This is a genomic window from Nostoc sp., assembly GCF_036919495.1.
In the GTDB taxonomy this organism is placed as follows: Bacteria; Cyanobacteriota; Cyanobacteriia; order Cyanobacteriales; family Nostocaceae; genus Nostoc.
The window spans coordinates 23824-46332 of record NZ_JBALBZ010000109.1 but is presented as its reverse complement, the minus strand read 5'-3'; the positions used below and the strand labels follow the sequence as shown (position 1 = coordinate 46332).

The window sequence follows — 22509 nt, the reverse complement described above, 5'->3', positions numbered from 1 at the left end:
TATTAGGAATGAAGTATAAGAAAGAAAAACGCAAAGAAAGAAAATTTGGCGCAGCCTCACAGAGAAATCGTATTAGGTAACTGAATTTGAGTATGAAATTTTTTAAATAAAAAGTGCGATCGCTCGATCGCATTTTATCCAAAAGACTGTCATAGAAAATATTATTTATATCTTCTATGACAACGATTCAATAATCCAATGTACAAGTCAAACCTTTATTTATGATCTACTGTTAGCGAATGCCTAGATGAAATTGCTTTCATTTTCAAGTTAGTAAATTGCACGATCGCCTTTATAAAATCTTGCTGTTCTGGTTGCAAATTAAGCTTTTGTAGAGCCTGATTGATATTATTACCAGCCCGGAGATTGTGATTAAGTTGGGCACGTTGCGATGTGCTTAAGACTGTCTCAATTTCCCTGTTTCTTCGCTGACGCACAGCCTGGAGTTCTTGGCGTTGTAGGGGAGTCAGGTTAATCTTTGACGAGGTGGAGTAGGTTGCAGTTTTAGTAGTTTGGGCGGAAATAACACTAGAAGTAGTATAGAGTTGAACGGGTGCAGCTAAGGCAATTCCCGGCATGGAAAGCACAAGAGCTAGAATAGCAGCGAACACAGAAAGCCGTTTTGTCAAGTGAATTGCCATATTCAGAAATGCCTACATCTAATTTAATGCTGAGATATAGTTAAGCAATTTTCAAGCCTTAATTTTGAATCTTGAATTTATCCACCCCCAAGAGGATGGTAGTTCACCTAGAAAATATTATCCCCTTTAACGGAATTCAAAAAAACTAGAATGGCAAACTTAATTGAATTATTTTTGCTAAAATCCAGACTCAAATTCAAGTTTTTACAAAATCATCACTTGATTGCTCATTTCTGTTAATCTGTCAATGCGTAAGTCCTGCAAGTAGTTCGTGATTTTATTTTAGAACACCTATCACAAAAATTTGGCTTGATTGCATAATATCAATAATATGTCAACGTGTAATTTCTAAATTTAATTTCTGGAAATCCCTAAGACAAAGTATGTGTTAAAAGAGATATATTATATAGTGCATTAGGCAAATCTAATGCACTACATATAACTTCATTTAGCACTCAAAACTACTCAGACCTTTTCATTCTGTCGATTTCCCGTTGTAATTCTTCAATTTGACGGCGTAAAGTTTCTGTTTCATTGGCGGAAGATTCTGCTGTAACATTTACCGATCCTGAAGCAGGCGATCGCTGATAATTTCCTCGGCGAATTTGCTGGTATTCTTCGGATACTGCCCACGCCCGTAAGTAATGCAGGCGTTCAACTGGGAAAGGATGGGTCAACATGGTACCCTGAGCGCCATTGTAGATCAAAAATTTATACACCTGATTTAGTCCATCTTCATCCAGTGCCTGATAATTTTCTGACTGCTTGATAAACTCTTGTAAACTACATTCATTGGCATATTTGTTACTACCGCCAGAGAGTTTCATCATCGTTGACATCACCGGATTTAAGTCATCCATGACTAGTAAGGCGGCGCGATCTGACGATAACTCAGCTTTACGCCGCCACTCAAAAAAGGCGTAAATCAAGCCTTGTGTGACAATATTACCAATGCCGAAGGTCAATTCTCCCAAGGCGGAAGCGGCACTCATCGCCCACATCGCCATTTGAATTAAAATAGTATGACCACATTTAATATGCCCCAGTTCATGGGCTAGCACCGCTCGAATCTCGGCTTCGTCTAGTAAGTCTAGTATCCCTGTATTTATGACTATGTAAGGATTCTCTTGCCCCAGTGCATAGCTATTTGCTTGGGGATTTTGCGAGACAAACAGTGTCGGTTCTGGGTAAATGTCCAAATCTCGGACGCATTCCCGAAACATCTGGTAAATAGTGGAATATTGACGCGGCCCGACTTGGATGGTGTTACCCATTAGATAGACTAACTGAGGGCGTTCGTAGATAAATTCCACAAATTTACGAGCAATTAAATCAAATCCTGGTAAATTTCGTAAAGCTTGCTCGGCTTGGCGGTCTAGTGGATGCCTGAAGGCTTCGCTGGAAATTCCTGTGTAAGTTGGCATAATTCAGGGTATTGGGTGATTAGTCATTGGTCATTGGTCATTAGTTTTGGATCAATTGCAAAGGACAAATGACAAATGACAAAGGACAACATAATAGAAATGGGGCAATTGGAAGTAAAAATCACTTTGTATGGAATTAAAAGCGTGTGATTGAGGCAGAAGTTCATTTTTCACTACATAACTTTTTGCGATCGCAAGCGGGGTACCCTTCCTGGCCCCATCATTTGACGATGGCACGGTTGGTAGCACGCGCCTTGCGCCTGGGACGTAGTGCCCTAATTCAAGTAGGAGCGGTTTGTGGCTATCAAGGGCGATATCGTACTAGTTTCGTAGCATCAGCCCTGATGTGGCATGGCCCTGTAATTATTGTTGCTCAAGAAGCGGTGCAACAACTTCTGCTGCGGGTGGAAATTCCTCGTTTACAGCAGTGGCTACCAGCCAACAAACCGATTAGGACAGGTGATGCTTGGCCTAGTGCTGAGTTCCAAGGGCTACTGTTGACCTCCCCAGAAGCTTGGTTAAAAGGACAATTTGCTGGTGGCTCCTGCTTTCCCCAAGGCATCCCCACAATTATTGATGGAGTAGACGATCTAGAAGATTGGGTGCGCGATCAACTTACCCAAGATATTCAGCCCCATGATTGGGAGCAACTCATACTGGCTTGCCCAAATCAAGCTGAAATAATTCGTGAAGCAAGGATACAACTTACACACCAACTTTTTCAGCATCCTGTCAATCCATATCAGTGCTACCTAATTTCCCAGCCAGAAATAGAAATTTTAAGTCGTCTGTATTTAGCTTTAGATCAAGCCAACCTCCCAGATAATTGGAAAAATTTCTGGCAGCAATTTCAAACCCTTAATGAAAATCTTTCCTCCCCTGCTGCCCCTGCCCTTTTCTGGGGGACTATTGCCCATCGACAAGGTTTATTTTCTTTACACTACGCCCCAATGGAGTTAGGGGAAATCCTCTCACCCTTATGGCAGCGACAACCAGTAGTTTTAATTGGCAGCGCTATCGAACCGGAAACTGAAGCTCCTCTTTTCCGACAGCGCCTTGGTTTGGACGATTTAACTTGTCTGAAGTTCTCTGCGGATCAAGCAGAAGCAATTCAACTGTATGTACCCTATAAATTGCCCTTACCTAACACGCCAGAATTTCAAGCGGCATTTATTCACAAAGTCCGCACACTGGTTTGTCTAAGTGCTACAGCACCAGGATTAACGGTTGTCTTGGTGGGGGATGTACCACTCAAGGCTCAAGTGGCGACAATTCTGGCTTCAGAATTTGGTTCACGGGTGCAAGTAGAAAAAACTTGTTTAGATGAAAATGGTATTTTGATTAGCGGTTGGGAATTTTGGCGAGAACATCAACGAGTTTTGCCAGCACCCCATCTGTTAATTATTGCTACTTTACCTTTACCATCTTTAGAAAATCCGCTAGTAGCTGGTCGGGTAGCTCGTTATAAGCGATCGCATCAAGATTGGTTTCGTTTATATTTGTTGCCAGCAGCTTTAAATGAATTACAAAGAGCGATCGCTCCAGTCCGAGAAAGTCAAGGTATTGTTGCTTTACTTGATAGTCGTGTAGTTAATCGCAGTTACGGCGCTCAAATTCTCGCAGCCTTAAGCCCTCTAGCCCGCATTAACTATCTCGACCCCAGTCTATTTTCTAATACCAATGAAGAAAATTCCGCTTAAAGTTCAGTTACCAATGCCCAATGCCCTATTTACATTTTGTCAACCAAAGCGCGATCGTCTAAAAGCAAGCACTATTATCAGTTTATTGCCTCTCTGTAGCTATGATTCCTGGCAAGATAAATTTAGATAGAACCTAAGTAAAAATTTGAGTTGCTGATTATGGGTGAAGCAAAGCGTCGTAAAACCGCATTAGGGGAAACATACGGTCAAGATACTCGCATCTTGCCTTGGCTTCCCATCACAAAAAAGCAAGCCGAATTATTTGTAAATTGGACAAGTCGTGGTGCTTGGATAGGCATTGGACTTATGGTTGTAGCATGGGCAACCATCCGTTTTATTGGCCCAGCCTTCGGTTGGTGGCAAGTAGTTTACTAAATGCTGCTGTAGACCAGCGCTGTAGGGGTTTAGCAATGCGCTTTACCCCTAGGACAGATGTGATTTTTGAAAGTGATCATATTTGGTATTTCCTGTCAATTCGTAAGTCCTAAATTTAGCCCTTTCAAGGTGCTGAAATTTAGAACGAAAATTGGTTATTTCAACCTTCAAAAAGCCGAAAATCTGAGCGGATGATTCAAGATGGTAGCACTGAAACAACGTATCTTGGTTGGCCACCTTGAAAGGGCTAGTCCTAAATTTTAGCCCTTTTAAGGTAGGTGAAAATTTTAGTCTATGAATTCTTCTTTAACCTCTTCTCTCTGCGTTCTCTGCGCCTCTGCGGTTAAATAAAATACTTTTGAACCACAGAGACGCGGAGGGCGCAGAGAGAAAAAAAGAGATTTTAGCACTTATCTTGAAAGGGCTAGTCCTAAATTGGAATTTTCCCGCAGCTTTGGTCAGTATATGCTCTACGTCTTGGGTCTATCTTTGTAGTATGTAAAGAAGCACTTTTGACCTGAGATTATGCCCTTCTCTAAAAAACCCCTCACCTACCCATCCAGCCACAAAAGCAATCAAGTCGATAACTACCACGGTAATTTAGTCGCAGATTCTTACCGATGGTTAGAAGATCCTGACTCGGAAGAAACAAGGGCTTGGATTCAGGCACAAAATCAAGTTACTTTTGGCTACTTGAACGAAATTCCTACCAGGGAAAAAATTAAACAACGCCTCACCAAACTTTGGGATTATGAAAAATATGGTATCCCTTTTAAAGAAAGTGAGCGCTACTTTTATTTCAAAAATGACGGACTGCAAAATCAAAGTGTCCTCTACACTCTGAAAACCCTCGACAACCAACCCAAAGTTTTACTCGACCCCAATAAACTTTCAGAAGATGGCACTGTTGCTCTTTCGGGATTGTCTATTAGCGAGGATGGTAAACTTTTAGCATACAGTCTATCCGCCTCTGGTTCTGATTGGCAAGAATGGAAAATACGCGATGTTGAAACTGGTGAAGACCTCCAAGACCATCTGAAGTGGATTAAATTTTCTGGGGCATCGTGGACACATGATAATCAAGGTTTCTTCTACAGTCGCTACGATGAGCCAAATGAAAAAACTCAATTAGAAGATGTTAACTATTATCAAAAGCTCTATTATCATCAAGTAGGTAAAACCCAATCAGAAGATGTACTAATTTATCATCGTCCTGACCAAAAAGAATGGGGTTTTAGTGGTGGTGTTACTGAAGATGGACGCTATTTAATAATTTCAATTTGGCTAGGTACTGACTCCAAAAATTTGGTTTTCTTTAAAGATTTGACTAACCCTAATGCTGAAGTCGTAGAACTAATTAACCAATTTGAGGTAGATTACAGCTTTATCGACAATGATGATAGCGTGTTTTATTTCCGCACAGATTTAAAAGCACCAAGAGGAAGAGTTATTGCAATTGACACCAAAAACCCTGCACCAGAAAATTGGCGAGAAATCATTCCCCAATCAGCAGAAACTTTGGAAAGTGTCGGCATACTCAATAACCAATTTGTTGCTGATTACCTCAAAGATGCTCACAGCCAAATTAAAATTTTTGACCTCAAAGGTGAGTTTATTCGTGAGGTAGAATTACCTGGACTCGGTTCAGCCGGAGGTTTTGGAGGTAAGCGTCATGATACCGAAACTTTTTATAGTTTCACCAGTTTCACCACACCAGGAACTATCTATCGCTATGATATGGGTACTGGTAAAAGTACCATTTTCCGCCAGCCACAGGTAGATTTTAATGCTGATGATTACGAGACTAAACAAATCTTTTATCATAGCAAAGATAGTACGAAAATACCAATGTTTATCACTCATAAAAAGGGCATAAAATTAGATGGAAATAATCCAACTTATCTCTATGCCTATGGTGGTTTTAATGTTTCAATGACACCTGGTTTTTCTGTGAGTCTTTTGGTGTGGATGGAGATGGGTGGTGTCTATGCTATGCCTAATATACGCGGCGGTGGAGAATACGGCGAAGAATGGCATCAAGCAGGAATGAAGGATAAAAAGCAGAATGTCTTTGATGACTTTATTGGCGCTGCTGAGTGGTTGATTGCTAATAAGTATACTAAGACTGAGAAGCTAGCGATCGCAGGTGGTAGTAACGGCGGTTTATTAGTGGGTGCTTGTATAACACAACGTCCCGATTTGTTTGGTGCAGCTTTACCAGCAGTCGGGGTGATGGATATGTTGCGGTTCCACAAATTTACCATCGGCTGGGCTTGGACTTCCGAATATGGTTCAGCAGATAATGCAGAAGAGTTTCCAGCCCTGTATGCTTATTCGCCACTACACAACATTAAACCAGATACAGCTTATCCAGCAACCTTAATTACCACAGCCGATCATGACGATCGGGTTGTCCCTGCTCATAGTTTCAAATTTGCCGCAGCTTTACAAGAGGCTCACGCAGGTGATGCGCCAACGCTAATTAGAATTGAGACTAAAGCAGGACATGGTGCGGGTAAACCCACGGCTAAAATTATCGAAGAAGCCTCAGACAAATGGGCTTTTTTGGTGCGTACTTTGAATGTTGAAGTTTAGGGGTTAATTTCTTTGTAGGGTGCGTTAACGCAGTGTAACGCACTACATTATTTCCATAAGCGTCAAACTTCCCTATACATTTTAAAATTATTCATAAACTTTACTTCGATGCTGAATCAAAATAATCATTACTTGAATTAAGCCATCATCTATTTCATAAATGACGCGATATTGACCTACGCGATAACGATAATAACCTGATAGCTCACCTTTCAAAGGTTTTATATTAGGAGAATTACGAGGCTCAATCTTTAAACGTTCAAAACAACGATCTAATTTTTTTTGTAAAGAAGCAGAAGACGACTCGAAAAATTCTTGAGCATCAATACTAATACAGTATACTTAATATTTTCGTTGCAGTTCGTCAACAGAAATTACTTGACCTTGTTTAACATTCTTCTTTGCTTTAGCAAGCGCTTCTTTAAAACCCTCTATTTTCAACAATTCTTCAGTTGCTTCATCATCATCTCTTTCTGCTAAATATGCTAAAAAATCAGCAGCGACTAATAATCTCTCTGGGGAGAGTTGATCGACATATTCTTTAATTTGCTGGCGAATTTCTACTGTATTCACAAAATTTTATTGGTATCTAAACACAAAACTCTAGTCACGTCGCCCTTCGTCCTCTCTGAGGCTGCGAATCAAATCTGTAGAGGCTGCTTGTATCCCAGTTTTAGCTTTAACGGTTTCGCTGCGATCAATTATCCGTTGATGAGCTGCCCATCCCCTGCGGCGGTTTACCTCACGTTCCAAAACCTCAACCACTAAATCATTCAGGGATTCACTACCCTCTTTAATCTTCTTAGCTTTGACAAGTAAATCAGCCGGAAACCGAATTGTTAGGGCTTCGCGTTCCATAGCGAGAAGTGCAACCAAATATTGATACCATTTATTGTAACCACTCTATGGCACAGTCTCTAATCATTTCACCTGTTGCCTTGAGTTAAATCGCCTGCTGATACCGCTCACCCAACACGCTTAGTATTGACTGCTTCATCAATTCGATAAACGCGATCGCTTCCACTTCTGGGTAAGGTGTATTTAAGCGGTAAGGGTGGAGAGAAACAATTATTTACCTTCACCCTTACCGCTTTCCTGCATCTGAGCAAGAAGTTTAATTTATTTATCCCTCTTGTGCTTAAAATGCAACAGATTGGGCTGTCCCCTTGAGATTGATTGTAGTATAAGTTTGTTGCTGCCCCTGGTTGAATTGAGGAATCACAGAAAAGCGGTTTGTTGTGGTGATTCCTTTAGTTTCAACTTTTGCTTCGATGTTATTTCCAAGGTTTACACGAGGTATGAGCAAGGTAAATGTGGTGTTGCCAGTATCTACTGTCTTTTTAAGAGTCACACTCACTAGTGTACCAATTTCCGTATCTACAGTACGGATCTCATCTCCCGTAAAGTTTAATGTCTGTTTCTGCACTTGATAGTTGAAAAGGGGCTTACCAGTAAAGCTTGACGTTGAGTAATTAATACTGACTTTATTGCCATTTGAATTATACCCTGTGAAATTATACAAGTTCGGTGTTCTTGCAATTTGGGCATGAGATTGTAATACAGGTATTGCGGCTAAGGTTATACCTAATGTCAATGATGTAATTAAGTTTTTTGTTTGCATATTTCAAAAATTTATTGCTAGTTTGACCGTGCCAATTTTAGATTTTAGATTAAAAATTATTTCGGTTTATGCCCCACCCCAAGCAATGCCCGTAGCTCTGCTTTTATGGTGGGTAAAACAAATCCAAAAGACGCTCTCTACCAGACGCTACGCGTAGCCTGCTTTCCCGCAGTGGTAAGCGGACTCGCTCTAAGCAAAGCTATGCCGTAGGTTTTACACTGTGCTATCGGCAATCCAAAATCCAAAATCCAAAATTGTTTAACGAACATATCTACCCTGATGGGATGACAAGGAATAAAACCAATTCTAAAAGTGGATATTCCGGAAAACTTTTCAAATCAAATACATCGCAATCGTTGTTAACATACTTGTAATAAGTTGTAATACTAGGTAGAGTTACATCTGTCTTGAAACTAGAGAACAAGTGGTAAGGAATAAGGAAAAAGATTTTTATACCTTTGTTGTAGGGTATTGCTCGTGAACTTGAAAACCGACCATTACGGCATAGCGGAAATAAAGCTACCATTAAAAATGGTAAAAAAGCCGAGAATGTAAATCTTTTGACTTCCAGAAAGCGATACTAAGGTTTTGTTTTATAATTAGAAATTTTGCATTTCCCATTGCTTATGAAGCTACGCTCATATATGCTTGTAGGATTTTTTCTTAGCCTCTTGCTAAGTATTGTGCCTTTTTCAAGCAATTTCACCAATGCTGCAACACCAACGGCAGTCGCACCTGTATCTGCTGTCTCATTCACCCAAGGGGTACAAAAAACCGTATTAGACAACGGCTTAACAGTTCTAACTAAAGAAGTCCATACCGCTCCAGTAGTAAGTGTACAAGTTTGGTATAAAGTTGGCTCACGTAATGAGGTTAAGGGACAGAATGGCATTTCTCACCAGCTAGAACATTTAATGTTCAAGGGTACAACTGACCGTCCTGTGCAGTTTGGCAGATTATTTAGTGCCTTGGGTAGCCAGTTCAATGCTTTTACTAGTTATGACGAAACAGCTTACTTTGGCACAGTGCAACGAGACAAACTCGAAGCATTGTTGACACTGGAAGCCGATCGCATGGAAAACTCCTTAGTTGGGCCTGATCAACTCACAAGTGAAAAGCGGGTGGTAATCTCCGAGTTACAGGGGTACGAAAATTCACCGGGCTATCGTCTGAGTCGAGCAGTGATGCAAGATGCTTTCCCTAATAGAGCCTATGGCTTACCTGTAGGAGGCACAAAAGCTGATGTAGAAAAATTCACGGTGGAGCAGGTGCGGAATTATTACCAAACCTACTACAGCCCAGAAAATGCCACGTTGGTGATTACAGGGGATTTTGCCACAGAATCTGTACTCAAAGTTGTTAAAGAAACTTACGGGAAGTTGCCAAAACGACCCAAGACGGCTGTGGTTAAAAATTCTGCCCAGGTGAATGCTTCTAGCTCTATTGCTAAAAAAGCACCCATCGTCCTTAAGCAACCTGGAAGTGCAGCACTATTGCAAGCGGTGTATCCTCTGCCAGATATCAAGCATCCTGATGTCCCGGCAATTGATGTCATGGATGCCATCCTCACAGGCGGACGTAGTTCTAGGCTTTACCAGGCTTTGGTGGAATCTGGACTCGCTAGTTCAGCGAGTGGCAACGCTGCCGAACTCATCGAACCAGGTTGGTATGAAATTAATGCAACGGCGGCTCCGGGTCAAAAATTAGAGAAAATTGGCCAAGTGCTTCAGGAATCTTTAGCAAAATTGCAAGAACAGCGAGTTACTACTGAAGAATTGAACCGGGCGAAGACGCAACTGCAAGCCTCGTATATCTTGGGTAACCAAGATATCACTAGTCAGGCAACCCAACTAGGGTATAACCAAACTGTGGCCGGCGATTATCGTTTTATTGAAAAGTATCTGGCTGCGATCGCAAAAGTCACCCCAGCCCAAGTACAGAAAGTAGCGAAAACTTACCTAATTCCGGCAAAACAAACCATCGGCTTCTTTGAGCCAACTCAACCAGATGGTAAACCAGGGGCTTCTAGCGCTGGTTCTAGTCGCACTGTCGAAAATTTTAGCCCTGGTAAGCCTGTAGATCCAGCAGAGCTAGCAAAATATCTGCCACCTGCCACATCAGCGACAGATTCAGCCAAACAATCACTACCAGAAGAGTTAACCTTGAATAATGGTTTGCGGGTTTTGCTCTTGCGCGATCGCAACCTCCCCACCATTAACCTGAGTGGACAAATTGACGCTGGTACTGAATTTGACGGCAATCAAAAAGCTGGATTAGCGAATTTGACTGCGGCCAACTTAATGAATGGGACGCAGACTAAAAATGCTCTTACCCTAGCAAAAACCTTAGAAGATCGGGGAGCCGATTTGAATTTTGGTGCCAGCCGCGAGGGAGTTAGCGTTAGCGGTGAGGGACTTTCAGTGAACCTGCCGATATTGATTCAAACTCTGGCAGATGTGTTAGAAAACGCCACTTTCCCAGCCGATCAGTTAGAACTGAGTCGCCAACGGGCACTGACAGGTCTCAAAGTCCAGCTAGATGACCCCAGAGGTTTAGGACGACAAGTATTTCAGCAGGCAATTTACCCAGAAAATCATCCATTCCACAGCTTTCCCACAGCCGAAAGTTTAAAGAGTATTACTCGTGATGATTTGCTTGGCTTCTACCAGACACACTACCGACCAGATAACACAACGATCGCCTTAGTGGGAGACTTTGATCCGGTTAAGGTAAAACCTTTGCTAAATCAGGCATTTGGCAAATGGTCAGCCACAGGTAAGCCACCTGTTCTGAAAATACCATCCGTGCCATTGCCGCAAACTTTGACACGTTTAAACAAAGTGATACCTGGTAAATCCGAAGCTGTTACCTACATCGGCTACAACGGTATCTCTCGGAAAGACCCACGTTATTATGCAGCACTGGTACTGAATCAAATTTTGGGTGGTGATACTTTAGCGAGCCGCTTGGGTACGGAAGTACGCGATCGCCAGGGTTTAACCTACGGTATCTATAGTGGTTTTGCCGCCGGAATCAATCCCGGCCCGTTCTTGATTCAGATGCAGACTGCTCCTCTTGATACCCAAAAAGCGATCGCTAGTACTCTCGCTTTACTCAAACAGTTACGCGAACAAGGAGTGACTGAGGCAGAATTCAACGCAGCAAAACGCTCAATTACTAATAGCTATCCTGTGGATTTAGCTAATCCTAGTGATGTATCAAGCATAATTTTGGATAATGCTGTTTTAGGACTTTCACGCTCAGAAATCCGAGACTTTCCCCACAGAATACAAGCAGTTACAATGGCTCAGATGCAACAGGCAATTGAAGATTTAATTAAGCCGCAAAGTCTGATAATTGTCACTGCTGGCCCTGAAGAGACTGTACCTAAGGGCAGGTAATTACCTCAAGCTAAAACACAAAGGTGCTAAAATTTGCTTTACGCCTTTGTGTTTTAGCTTAGAGCTATTTCGTTCTAGACATAATACTTATTTAAATGAATTACTTTCTCGAAAAATGATGATGAAAATTAGTATAAAATCCCTCAGCAGAAAGCCTACTCTTCCACAGTTTTCGGCACTCATGTTGTAAATCTAAGAATTCTTGGTCTGAAATATTGTCATGGAATTCAGCTACTTTCTCTGCAATATGTGGTATTTCCTTCTCATCTATCCATACACAATATTTTTTCCAGTCAATTATAGACTCGTCAGGTAAAACGCAGTCTGTATCAATAAAAATTGGAATACGACCACAACTGAGGATTTCATATAGTCGAATAGAATAGTTTGCAGAACCACGACATGACAAAATGTAGTCGCTCTCAACTATATTTTTCACATATTCAGCACGAGCTTTCTGTCTTTGCTCTACATCTTGTGTATTTAGAAATACTGTTTTGTCTTTGATGATAAAGTTTGTGTTTACTAAAGAGGGGCTTTCTGCAAGTACTTCCAGAGCCTGACTACGCAAAATTTGTCCTTTGTAAGGCGAAACTCCAAGTTCTAATGATTTGGTTAACATCGCCCCGTGAAATAAAACCGTTTTTAGTTTCTTTTCCCATGAATCTTTTACTGCTAGTCCACAAAATCCAACAACAGGTTTCTCAGATTTATGCCTGAGGGACATTTGTCCTCCTAAATATTCTTTAACAAAATCTTCAGTAAAAGAAGGCATAATAATATCATTTTGCTTCCTTTTCGACCGATATACTGCCATCCGAAATACTGTTGCATTCTTGACAGGAATTTCTTCGACGCAACAATCACCTGCAAAAAAAATAATTAATTCTTTGCCGCTATTAGCTACTTTTTCTGCAAATTCAATAGATAGACTTTCTACTTCTTTATTAATTTTACTTCTCCAACTTTCTCCCCTGATAACTCTCCAGTTTATAGGCATTACAACTAAGTCAGCTTCCTGTAGGGAAGTCATTTTAAAAAGGGAATTACTTATCTCTAGATACTTGCCATACAATCTAGACCAAGGGTATTTTTCACTAGGGATAAATTCTGTCCAAAAGGGATAAAGCATTGGAACTGGCTCCATTCCTTTAGGAAGATAATTTTTATCAGAATAGATACTTAATTGCATGTTTTAACCTGAATTCAGACTAGTTGAAGAACTGAGGAATCTTATAATAAATTGAATTAATTTCAAACAACCTTTAGATAGATTTATTCTTATACTAATAAATTCCGAAAATATATGTATTGTAATATACCAAAAACTAAATTTTTAGCTCATTCATCGGTAGCCTGTCCACACAAGGCATCTGCAAGTATATCTGCGGTTATAGCACAGCAATCACAACAACTAACCTTCCTAACGATAATGCTGTGTGCTTAAGTTTTGCCGCGTAGAACTTTGCAGCCATGTTCCACAATTGTTGAAGCGTTTAGCTTTTTGTCTGGCAGAGGAGCGATATCTCCGACGGGCTATTCGGCGTCGCAACAAGCTTTATTTAGCGCAGCTTCCAAAAGCAACGTTATGATAATTAATCGTCTAATAATAAATAAGTTGGCACAAATAAACCTCAATGTACGGAGACGATTAATCGCCTCTGTAGAGCAGTCAAAAATCATTGAACTATAGACTTTGGGCTATGGACTCTTGAGAGTGGACTGTTAGGTGCTGCGTCCAACCAAAACCAGCCGTTGTACAAATTTCCACAAGGATAATTGAAGTGACTAAGACTAACTCAGACTTTCTTACCTCCACCGATCCAGCGATCGCGGAGTTAATCAACGAGGAACTACAGCGTCAGCGAGACCACTTGGAGTTGATTGCTAGTGAAAACTTTACCTCTGCTGCTGTACTAGCCGCTCAAGGTTCAGTACTGACAAATAAATATGCCGAGGGATTACCTGGTAAACGCTACTATGGCGGTTGTGAGTATATCGACAAAATCGAGCAACTGGCAATTAACCGGGCTAAACAGATATTTGGTGCTGCTCATGCGAATGTGCAACCTCATTCTGGCGCACAAGCCAATTTTGCAGTGTTCCTGTCGCTGTTGGAACCAGGAGACAAAATTATGGGGATGGATTTGTCTCATGGGGGACATCTCACCCACGGTTCACCTGTAAATGTCTCAGGTAAGTGGTTCCAAGTTAGCCACTACGGTGTCAGCCAACAAACAGAACAACTTGACTACGACCAAATTCGGGAGCTGGCGCTGAGGGAGCGTCCTAAGCTCTTGATTTGTGGTTATTCGGCTTATCCCCGGATAATTGATTTTGAAAAATTCCGTAGTATTGCTGATGAAATCGGCGCTTACTTACTTGCCGATATTGCCCATATTGCTGGTTTAGTTGCTAGTGGTCTTCATCCCGATCCCATTCCTCATTGTCATGTGGTGACAACAACTACACATAAGACTCTACGCGGCCCTAGAGGTGGTTTAATTTTGACCAGCGACGCAGAACTAGGTAAAAAGCTAGATAAATCTGTTTTTCCTGGCAGCCAAGGCGGACCATTGGAACATGTCATTGCTGGAAAAGCAGTAGCTTTTGGAGAAGCCCTGAAGCCTGAGTTTAAAACCTATTCTGCCCAAGTGATTGAAAATGCTCGTGCTTTGGCAGAACAACTGCAAAACCGGGGTTTAAAGCTAGTATCTAATGGCACTGATAACCATTTAATCCTGGTAGATTTACGTTCTGTCGGTCTAACTGGTAAGCAGGCAGATAAGCTAGTTAGTACTGTGAATATTACTGCTAACAAGAATACTATACCCTTCGATCCGCAATCGCCATTTGTTACCAGTGGTCTGAGGTTAGGTTCGCCTGCAATGACCACGCGAGGTTTAGGAATAGCAGAATTTACCGAGATTGCAAATATTATTAGCGATCGCCTCCTTTCTCCAGATTCCGACGTAGTAACTCAAGATTGTCGGCAACGAGTAGCAGCATTGTGCGATCGCTTCCCCTTATATCCTCACCTAGAAATTCCTGTACCAGCATTAGCCTGACATTATAGTTAGGAGTTAAGAGTTAAGAGTGATGAGTTTTAAGTTTTGAACTCCTAACTTCTAACTCCTAACTTCTAACTCCTAACTCCTCAATTCTTAACTATTCCTTCCAATGAGTGCAGAAATTATTTGTGTTGGTACTGAACTGCTGCTAGGAGATATCCTCAACGGCAATGCTCAATTTTTGGCGCAACAATTAGCGCAGCTAGGAATTCCCCATTACTATCAAACAGTGGTTGGGGATAATCCAGAACGGTTAAAGCAAGTTATAGAAATTGCTATTTCCAGAGCGCAAATTCTCATTTTCACTGGTGGACTCGGCCCAACACCAGATGACCTCACCTGCGAAACCATCGCCGATTTTTTTAAAGTTCCGTTGGTAGAACGTTCTGATATCATCGAAGACATAACCCAGAAATTCGCCCAACGCGATCGGGTTATGTCACCAAGTAACCGCAAGCAAGCTTTGATTCCCCAAGGTGCAGAAATTCTCCCCAACCCCACTGGAACTGCACCCGGTATTATTTGGCAACCTCGCCCTGAAATCACGATTTTTACCTTTCCTGGTGTTCCTAGTGAAATGCACGTAATGTGGGAAGAAACAGCCGTGCCATTTCTCAAAAGTCAAGGTTGGGGTCAAGAAATTATTTACAGTCGGAGTTTAAAGTTTTGGGGTATTGGTGAATCTGCTTTAGCGGAAAAAGTTTCTTTTTATTTGAAGTTGCCAAATCCCACAGTAGCTCCTTATGCAGGTAAAGGGGAAGTAAGATTGCGAGTCTCAGCTAAAGCCACTTCAGAAGCAGCCGCAGAAACGTTAATTGCGCCCATTGAAAAACAACTTAAAGAAATTGCCGGACTGGATTTCTACGGCGTTAATAATGATACTCTTGCTTCCGTGGTTGGTCAGTTATTGCGGGCATCAAAAGAAACGCTTTCGGTCGCAGAATCTTGCACCGGTGGTGGTTTAGGGCAAATGTTGACTGAGATTTCTGGGAGTTCTGATTACTTTTGGGGTGGCGTAATTTCTTATGACAATTCGGTGAAAGTTAGACTGCTGGGGGTTAACCAGGAAGATTTAGATAAATTTGGGGCGGTAAGTGCAACTGTTGCAGAGCAAATGGCTGTCGGAGTTAAAACTCGCCTTGCAACAACTTGGGGATTGAGTATTACTGGTATTGCTGGCCCAACTGGAGGGACAGAAACTAAGCCAGTGGGTTTAGTTTACATTGGTTTAGCTGGGCCAAAGGATGAAGTGGCAAGTTTTGAGTATCAGTTTGGTACAGTGCGAGGTCGAGCTTTAATTCGTCATGTCAGCGCCAATGCAGCGTTGGATAATCTGCGGCGGAAGTTGTTGACGAGGTAGAAGGTATGTTATCTTTGTCATACTTTTGTATGACAAACTAACTTAACGATGCGAATTAATGCGCGATTAGATGACGAGTATGCTGAAAAACTAGCCTTTATTCAACAGCAGACTAATCAGGCAATAACAGATGTGATTAAGTCTGCTATTGAATTGTATTACCAGCAGCTTCAGCAGGAGCAAAAGAATCCTTTCTCAATGCTCACCCAAACAGGCTTTATTGGTTGCGGTGAGACACATTCGGATCTATCTGGAAATTACAAATTAATTTTGAGAGATGCCTTGAAAGCTAAGTATGATTATCGTTGATACTGGCTTTTGGTTAGCATTGGCAAATCGCAATGACTCGTACCACACTCAAGCAATAACAGTACTTGCCAATGTCAATAAACCTCTGATTACGACTTGGGCTGTCGTTACAGAAACTTGTTATTTACTGTTAACAAAGATGGGGAACCATGCCCAAGTAAGTTTCATTAATAACTTATTTTTAGGGGCTTTTACGGTTTTTGATTTGCAACCCCATCATGGTAAACGCATTTGTGAACTGATGGAAAAATATGCGAACTTACCAATGGATCTGACCGATGCTTCGTTAGTAGTTTTGGCAGAACATCTGGGGCATGGAAGAATTTTGTCTATAGATTTCAGAGATTTTAATGCTTACCGTTGGAAAAATCAGTATCCGTTTGAAAATCTGATGATATGTTAAAAAACTCAATTATCAATTATGCAACTATGAGCAAAATTTATATTTTCTATAGTGAAGAAGATGATCGCTACATTGCTGATATTCCTGATTTGAAATACTGTTCAGCATTTGGTTCAACTGAAGAAGAAGCGCTTCGTGAAGTTTTGAAAGCAAAAGAAGCATGGTTAGATGCTGTGAAAAAGGAGGGAAAACTAATTCCTGAACCGAGATATTGTCCTGCAATTTACCAGATAGCCTCATGATTAGCAGAGTGGCAATGTCTGACGACAAGCCCGCGTCTATGTACTTTGTGTAGAGGTTGCGATCGCACTTTGGTAAAAAATCTTAAAACCAATATTTATTCAGGTTACTTGATTGCAGCCAAATCACAGTTTAACTTTTTGTTAATAGAATCTATAACCTTAGCTTCTGCTGGTGTAATTACTCCATCTAGATCAGCAATTTTTTGACATTGCGCCAGTAGAGGTACGGCAAAGTCACTATTAATTTGCTCAAGTAAAGTTTCTAAAGATGGTGGAGATTTGATATTAGCTGCGATCGCATCGATTGAGGCAGGGCTAAGGTTGGCAGCTTGTAATTCTGGTAAAATATCTTCCCAAGATTTATCTGGATTACCTGCTAAGACCATGTGAACCAAAATCTGATCCATAATCTTTTCTTGAGAAATAGCGGCTTCGAGAAATTTTCCGCTCTCTAGTTGAGCATCTACTAATGTTGCCTCTAAAGTTAATGGATTCTGCTTTGCTTCATAAAACTGACAAGCCGCATAACCTAATGCGTAAATCATGACTGCATTTGAGCTAGCACCAATAACGGCTCCCGCTACTGGCAGATTTCGGAGTAAACCCAAACCTGCTTTGATTGCTGTTTTTCCGCCCAGCCCTAAACCAAAAATTGCTACTGCTTCTGCTCTGCGATCGGAATCTTTTAAATCCATTCCATAGGCAGCAGCAATTTGATAGACTAACTCCACTGATAATGCAGATGTAGCAGTCCAATCCACTGCAAACATTGCAGCTGCTAATCCTGGAGCAAGACTACTAGCAAGCCCTGTTCCTCCTGCAAAAACAGCTTTTTCTAGCATAAGATAATGGGCAATTTGTGCTGGTTGCTTATTTGGGTGTTCTTGTTGTAACTTTCTGACAGTAGCCTCGGCTTCAACTAAATCAACGTGTTCAATTAAAGGATTTAACCAATCTTGATTTAGAGATTTTATTGCCACTTGCAATTGGGGATTATTGCCAACAATTGTTAGTGCTTGTCCTGCTACTTGTGTTGCCTGAAAAGCTGCGCCACCAATCGCACCGCCAATATCTACAGCCGCTCCTGCAACAGCTTGCCCAGCTTGAGCGGCAGCACCTCCAATAGTTCCACTCATGCCTATAGCTGCTCCTGTAGCAGCTTGTCCAGCTTGAACAGCAACGCCGCCAACTACTTCGGCTGTTCCTGCTACTGCTTCAAACAATGAATCCCAAAAAGATGGTTTTTTTACAGTTAATTTATTCTCTTTTGTTGTTTTAGTAATGGCAATTGAAGATTCAACTTCAATATTTATTTGAGATGTTAATACATGTGAATTTACTAGTGCTTCTAACTCAATTTCTTGTTGCCAATCTGGTAAATCTTCACCTGTTACTCTACCGTATATTTTGACATTCTTAAAAGATTGCATGCCTAAATTAATTAATCCATCACAAATAAGTGGGACTACCAACTGTTGTACTGGAACTTCAAATGATTCCAGCATTATCTGTAGACAATTTTTTTTTAAACTAGTTTTTGGCGTAATTGCGGGTAAATTTAACCACTGACTTACCAGAGTGTTAATCGCATTGGTATCGCCCTGCTTGGCAAGTTCTAGAATATTTAGCTGTATCATACTTAGTACTAGTGAGAATCTTAGCAATAACTTAGTTCAAGTATTCCCACTCGCTAGATTAAAAGTAACATTTAACAGACTCAACTTCTAACCATCAGTCATCCTATACCTACCCATCGGCACAATTAATCACGCGATCGCTTGCTGTGTTCTTTACAGTTTGTTACAAAAGAGTCCATTTTTGGACGAATAAAAAAACTATGGAGCGATTTGAGATAGCTTGATCCAAGGTAAGGAAGCTTTGTTGTCTAGCCCATAAGAGAATCACTATTTATGTATAAATAATTACCCTTATGAATGAATGTTTGAAAAATATCATATTTTAGTTCGGAATCGCTAAAATTCAGTACCCAGAGGCGTATTAACAGGAGATAATAATAAACTCACACCACCCTTAGCTGTTCTCCCATCAACCATTACAGAAGTTATTCTGACTTGGTTTAGGTAATTCAGTTAACAGTCACAGGGTCAAATTTTGCAAGTTGTTCTGAACCAAGCCATGAAAACATCTACTAAATTGCTATCTCGCCTGGACTATTACTACCAGCAAATCAAAACGATCATCCTGACTCGGCAGAATCCAATTACTGGTTTACTGCCTGCGAGTACAGCGATTACAGCCCACGGTGATTATACTGATGCCTGGGTGCGAGACAATGTTTACAGCATTTTAGCAGTTTGGGGTTTAGGACTTGCATACCGCAAGATTGATGACGATCAGGGACGCACCTATGAATTAGAACATAGTGTTATTAAATTAATGCGCGGGTTGTTGTTTGCAATGATGCGACAGGCTCATAAAGTAGAGACATTTAAACATACTCAGTCGCTACTAGATGGACTGCACGCCAAATATAATACTGCGACCGGTGATATTGTTGTTGGTGATGATGAATGGGGACATTTGCAACTTGATGCCACATCTATATTTTTGCTGATATTGGCGCAAATGACCGCAGCAGGAGTACAAATAATTTACACGATTGATGAGGTGAATTTCGTCCAAAATTTGGTTTACTACATTGGACGAGCTTACCGCACACCAGATTACGGTATTTGGGAACGCGGTAATAAAATAAATCGTGGTAGTGCTGAGTTAAATGCCAGTTCTGTAGGCATGGCAAAAGCTGCTTTAGAAGCCATCAACGGACTGGATTTGTTTGGTGTGCGTGGTAGTCAAGCATCGGTAATTCATGTGCTACCAGATGAAATTGCCCGCGCCCGGATTACTTTAGAATCCTTATTACCAAGGGAATCTGGTTCCAAAGAAATTGATGCGGCGCTGTTAAGTATTATTAGTTATCCTGCCTTTGCAGTAGAAGATTTGCAATTACGCGATCGCACTTTAAACGATATTATCAATAAACTCGCAGGTAAATACGGCTGCAAACGATTTCTGCGTGATGGACACCAAACCGTTTTAGAAGATAATCAACGTTTACACTACGAACCGTGGGAACTCAAACAATTTGAGCATATTGAATGCGAATGGCCGTTATTTTTTACTTATTTAGTTCTAGATGGATTATTTCGCGGCGAACAAGAACAAGTTAAAAAATACCAAACTCTTTTAGAATCATTACTTATAGAACAAAATGGCTTGCGTTTATTACCAGAACTCTATTATGTTCCAGCCGAAAATATAGAAGCAGAAAAGTTAGCACCCCAAACGCAGCCACGTTTACCCAATGAAAATATTCCTTTAGTGTGGGCGCAGAGTTTATATTTTCTCGGTAAAATGTTGAGTGAAGGTTTAATAGCAGTTGGTGATATCGACCCTTTGGGAAGACATTTGTGTGTGGGCAAACAGCGCGAGGCATTGGTACAAATTGCTTTCTTAGCAGAAGATGAAGATTTACAAACAAAACTAGAAGTTCACGGAATTGAAACGCAAACACCCACCCAAGTAGAACCGATTCAAGTGAGAAAAGCTGGAGAATTTTCAGCTATTTATACCCAAATTGGACGTAACAATAAACTTGGTTTAACTGGACGGCCAGTGCGAAGGTTGCGGAGTTTAACAACATCTAGAATATTTCGGATTAGCGGTGAAACAATTGTATTTTTGCCTTCATTTTCCGACTCTCAACAGTTTTACTTAACCCTTGATTACCATTTTTTACTAGATCAAATTAGAAGCGAACTAGCTTACATTCAAAAATATTGGAGTGATTTAGGTCGTCCTACCTTGACTTTAATGTTGACGCACACCATGTTAGAGGCAGGTTCGGAAGCATTACTAGAATTGATGCAAGAACTGAAAGATGGTGTTTGTAACGGTGTGCGAGTGAAATTAGGGCGGTTAAATCAGCTAATGCTGACAGCCGGAATCCAAAGAATTGATTTTCTTCCAAATGCAGAATTCTCGCGATCGCCAGTAAAAAATGCTAGCCCACGTTGCTATTATCTAGCTTACCATCCTGAGAAAAACTGGCGCTTAGGACATACCCAAGAATTTCAAATGGAGTACGAAACTAACTTGGGGTTATTGCTTTCTTGCTTGCGTTCATCAGAGAATATCTACGAGCAAATCGAGTTATTACAAACTTTAACTCGCTTGCAGGGAATGAAATTTGATACGGGATATGGCGGCCCAGGATATCCTGTCACTGTAGCCGATTTACTAGATGAAGTTTACACCAAAGCTGGAGATTTAGGCATTTGGGCAGTAGTGCGTCGGGCTGCTGGGTTACGGCAAATGGTTGATATCAGCCTATCAGATGCAGTCACAAGTATTTTGGTGCGGGGTAAGCAAATTGCTGTGGGTAAAGCTTACAGTGAAGCGTCCTTGATTAGCGTACCCATGTCTCACGATGAAATTGCCGATAAAATTAATCATTTTTGTCGTGAGGATATCCGCGATCGCGTCCTCACTCAAGAGATTTTAATCTATGTTGGTATCTTAATTCGCTCAGAACCCGAATTATTCCAGGGACTACTAACGCTGAGAGTCGGCTATCTCATCTTATTGATTACCAGCGAACTAGCGCGGGAATTGCATGTCACTCAAGATGAAGCTTACGATCGCTTAATGCAACTTTCACCCTTTGAAGTTAAAGTGCGCTTGCGTCAGGTATTAACTGGATATACTGGTATGAGTAACCTGTTGCGCCAGCAAGAATCACTGCACGTTAAACAAAAAGAAAGTGATATTGCTTGGGTGGTGCTACCAGGAAGCGGTGAAGAGATAGAAGTTCCGCCAGGCGGTTGGCGGCGGTTTCGCCAAGCCGAGGGTGCAACGGGGCGCGTACCAAAAGAATTTTTTAAGCAAGTTTGGCTATTAATGCAACATTGCAAGGGTTTAGTTATTGGAGATAAATTAGAGCGCCGTAATCGTTTAGATAGTGAGATAATGCTCTCGGAAATGACAGCCGGGGAAAGGAATTTTGCTCTCTTGGTTGAGCATTTGCTAAATAAAATTGAAGCTCCAGAATACCGACAAGTTAATATTGAAGCATTAATCGAATTAGCTGCGATCGCTGCCAATAATCCTAAGCTGCAAATTGAAGAATATATTGTGTTGGATGTATTAATTGGCCATGCAGTGCGATTGGCGTGGCTGGAAAATCATGCTCATCGCAGCGATCGCTATGACGAGGATAAGGCGAGTGCGTGGCGATCGTTTTACAATACCTCTCCTAGAGATTGCGCTAGTTATATTTTGAAGGCGTTTAGATTCTTGACGGAATTTGTGAAAGATTTTTAAACGCAGAGGAACGCATTCGCGAAG

General features: G+C 41.2%; 18 protein-coding genes. 10 read left to right on the top strand and 8 right to left on the bottom strand.

What is annotated here, in order from left to right; translation table 11 throughout:
• Positions 1 to 215 precede the first annotated feature (215 nt).
• Positions 216 to 641 carry a hypothetical protein gene (locus V7K25_RS15430; protein ID WP_335159322.1) on the bottom strand — a complete coding sequence of 142 codons (426 nt, stop codon included), beginning with the start codon at positions 639 to 641 and terminating at the stop codon, positions 216 to 218.
• Positions 642 to 1102: 461 nt separating this feature from the next.
• Positions 1103 to 2065, bottom strand: a complete 963-nt coding sequence (locus tag V7K25_RS15425) for a M48 family metallopeptidase (protein ID WP_335159321.1) — start codon at positions 2063 to 2065, stop codon at positions 1103 to 1105.
• Positions 2066 to 2211: 146 nt separating this feature from the next.
• Here V7K25_RS15425 and V7K25_RS15420 point away from each other — a divergent pair, with 146 nt between their 5' ends.
• The 3 genes from V7K25_RS15420 to V7K25_RS15410 all read left to right on the top strand — a co-directional run bounded on the left by V7K25_RS15420 (position 2212) and on the right by V7K25_RS15410 (position 6735).
• The gene (locus V7K25_RS15420; RefSeq protein WP_335159319.1) at positions 2212 to 3765 is read left to right on the top strand and encodes an ATP-dependent DNA helicase; all 1554 of its coding nucleotides are present in this window, start codon (positions 2212 to 2214) and stop codon (positions 3763 to 3765) included.
• Between the two features lie 159 nt (positions 3766 to 3924).
• Positions 3925 to 4140, top strand: coding sequence for a DUF2839 domain-containing protein (locus V7K25_RS15415; protein WP_335159317.1), 216 nt, complete (start codon positions 3925 to 3927; stop codon positions 4138 to 4140).
• A 525-nt stretch (positions 4141 to 4665) separates the two neighbouring features.
• Complete coding sequence (locus tag V7K25_RS15410) at positions 4666 to 6735, top strand: prolyl oligopeptidase family serine peptidase (RefSeq protein ID WP_335159315.1); 2070 nt, start codon at positions 4666 to 4668, stop codon at positions 6733 to 6735.
• A gap of 87 nt (positions 6736 to 6822) precedes the next feature.
• Here V7K25_RS15410 and V7K25_RS15405 read toward each other — a convergent pair whose 3' ends face one another.
• The 4 genes from V7K25_RS15405 to V7K25_RS15390 all read right to left on the bottom strand — a co-directional run bounded on the left by V7K25_RS15405 (position 6823) and on the right by V7K25_RS15390 (position 8356).
• Positions 6823 to 6984 (bottom strand): type II toxin-antitoxin system RelE family toxin, encoded by a 162-nt coding sequence (locus V7K25_RS15405; protein ID WP_335159352.1) that lies wholly within the window; start codon positions 6982 to 6984, stop codon positions 6823 to 6825.
• Positions 6985 to 7077: 93 nt separating this feature from the next.
• Positions 7078 to 7308 carry a hypothetical protein gene (locus tag V7K25_RS15400; RefSeq protein ID WP_335159313.1) on the bottom strand — a complete coding sequence of 77 codons (231 nt, stop codon included), beginning with the start codon at positions 7306 to 7308 and terminating at the stop codon, positions 7078 to 7080.
• A 30-nt stretch (positions 7309 to 7338) separates the two neighbouring features.
• Positions 7339 to 7611 carry a YlcI/YnfO family protein gene (locus tag V7K25_RS15395; RefSeq protein WP_335159311.1) on the bottom strand — a complete coding sequence of 91 codons (273 nt, stop codon included), beginning with the start codon at positions 7609 to 7611 and terminating at the stop codon, positions 7339 to 7341.
• A gap of 262 nt (positions 7612 to 7873) precedes the next feature.
• Positions 7874 to 8356 carry a hypothetical protein gene (locus V7K25_RS15390; protein ID WP_335159309.1) on the bottom strand — a complete coding sequence of 161 codons (483 nt, stop codon included), beginning with the start codon at positions 8354 to 8356 and terminating at the stop codon, positions 7874 to 7876.
• Between the two features lie 626 nt (positions 8357 to 8982).
• Between V7K25_RS15390 and V7K25_RS15385 the strand changes: the two genes are divergently transcribed.
• Entirely contained in the window at positions 8983 to 11757 is a 2775-nt protein-coding gene (locus V7K25_RS15385) for a M16 family metallopeptidase (RefSeq protein ID WP_335159307.1), read from the top strand.
• Between the two features lie 100 nt (positions 11758 to 11857).
• Here V7K25_RS15385 and V7K25_RS15380 read toward each other — a convergent pair whose 3' ends face one another.
• A complete protein-coding gene (locus tag V7K25_RS15380; protein ID WP_335159305.1) occupies positions 11858 to 12949 on the bottom strand; it encodes an exostosin domain-containing protein in 1092 nt (363 codons plus the stop codon).
• 592 nt (positions 12950 to 13541) lie between these two features.
• Here V7K25_RS15380 and glyA point away from each other — a divergent pair.
• From glyA to V7K25_RS15355, 5 genes are all read left to right on the top strand, one after another.
• Positions 13542 to 14825: a serine hydroxymethyltransferase gene (gene glyA / locus V7K25_RS15375; RefSeq protein ID WP_335159303.1), complete on the top strand. Its 1284-nt coding sequence runs from the start codon at positions 13542 to 13544 to the stop codon at positions 14823 to 14825.
• Positions 14826 to 14937: 112 nt separating this feature from the next.
• Positions 14938 to 16188, top strand: coding sequence for a competence/damage-inducible protein A (locus V7K25_RS15370; protein ID WP_335159301.1), 1251 nt, complete (start codon positions 14938 to 14940; stop codon positions 16186 to 16188).
• Between the two features lie 48 nt (positions 16189 to 16236).
• Entirely contained in the window at positions 16237 to 16497 is a 261-nt protein-coding gene (locus V7K25_RS15365; protein WP_335159299.1) for a CopG family transcriptional regulator, read from the top strand.
• Positions 16484 to 16900 (top strand): type II toxin-antitoxin system VapC family toxin, encoded by a 417-nt coding sequence (locus tag V7K25_RS15360; RefSeq protein WP_335159297.1) that lies wholly within the window; start codon positions 16484 to 16486, stop codon positions 16898 to 16900. Before V7K25_RS15365 ends, V7K25_RS15360 begins: the two co-directional genes overlap by 14 nt.
• Positions 16901 to 16926: 26 nt before the next feature.
• Entirely contained in the window at positions 16927 to 17142 is a 216-nt protein-coding gene (locus tag V7K25_RS15355) for a type II toxin-antitoxin system HicB family antitoxin (protein ID WP_335159295.1), read from the top strand.
• 104 nt (positions 17143 to 17246) lie between these two features.
• Here V7K25_RS15355 and V7K25_RS15350 read toward each other — a convergent pair whose 3' ends face one another.
• Entirely contained in the window at positions 17247 to 18779 is a 1533-nt protein-coding gene (locus tag V7K25_RS15350) for a hypothetical protein (protein WP_335159293.1), read from the bottom strand.
• Between the two features lie 499 nt (positions 18780 to 19278).
• On the opposite strand from V7K25_RS15350, the gene V7K25_RS15345 reads away from it, so the two are divergent.
• Positions 19279 to 22485, top strand: a complete 3207-nt coding sequence (locus tag V7K25_RS15345; protein ID WP_335159291.1) for a glycoside hydrolase family 15 protein — start codon at positions 19279 to 19281, stop codon at positions 22483 to 22485.
• Positions 22486 to 22509: the final 24 nt, after the last annotated feature.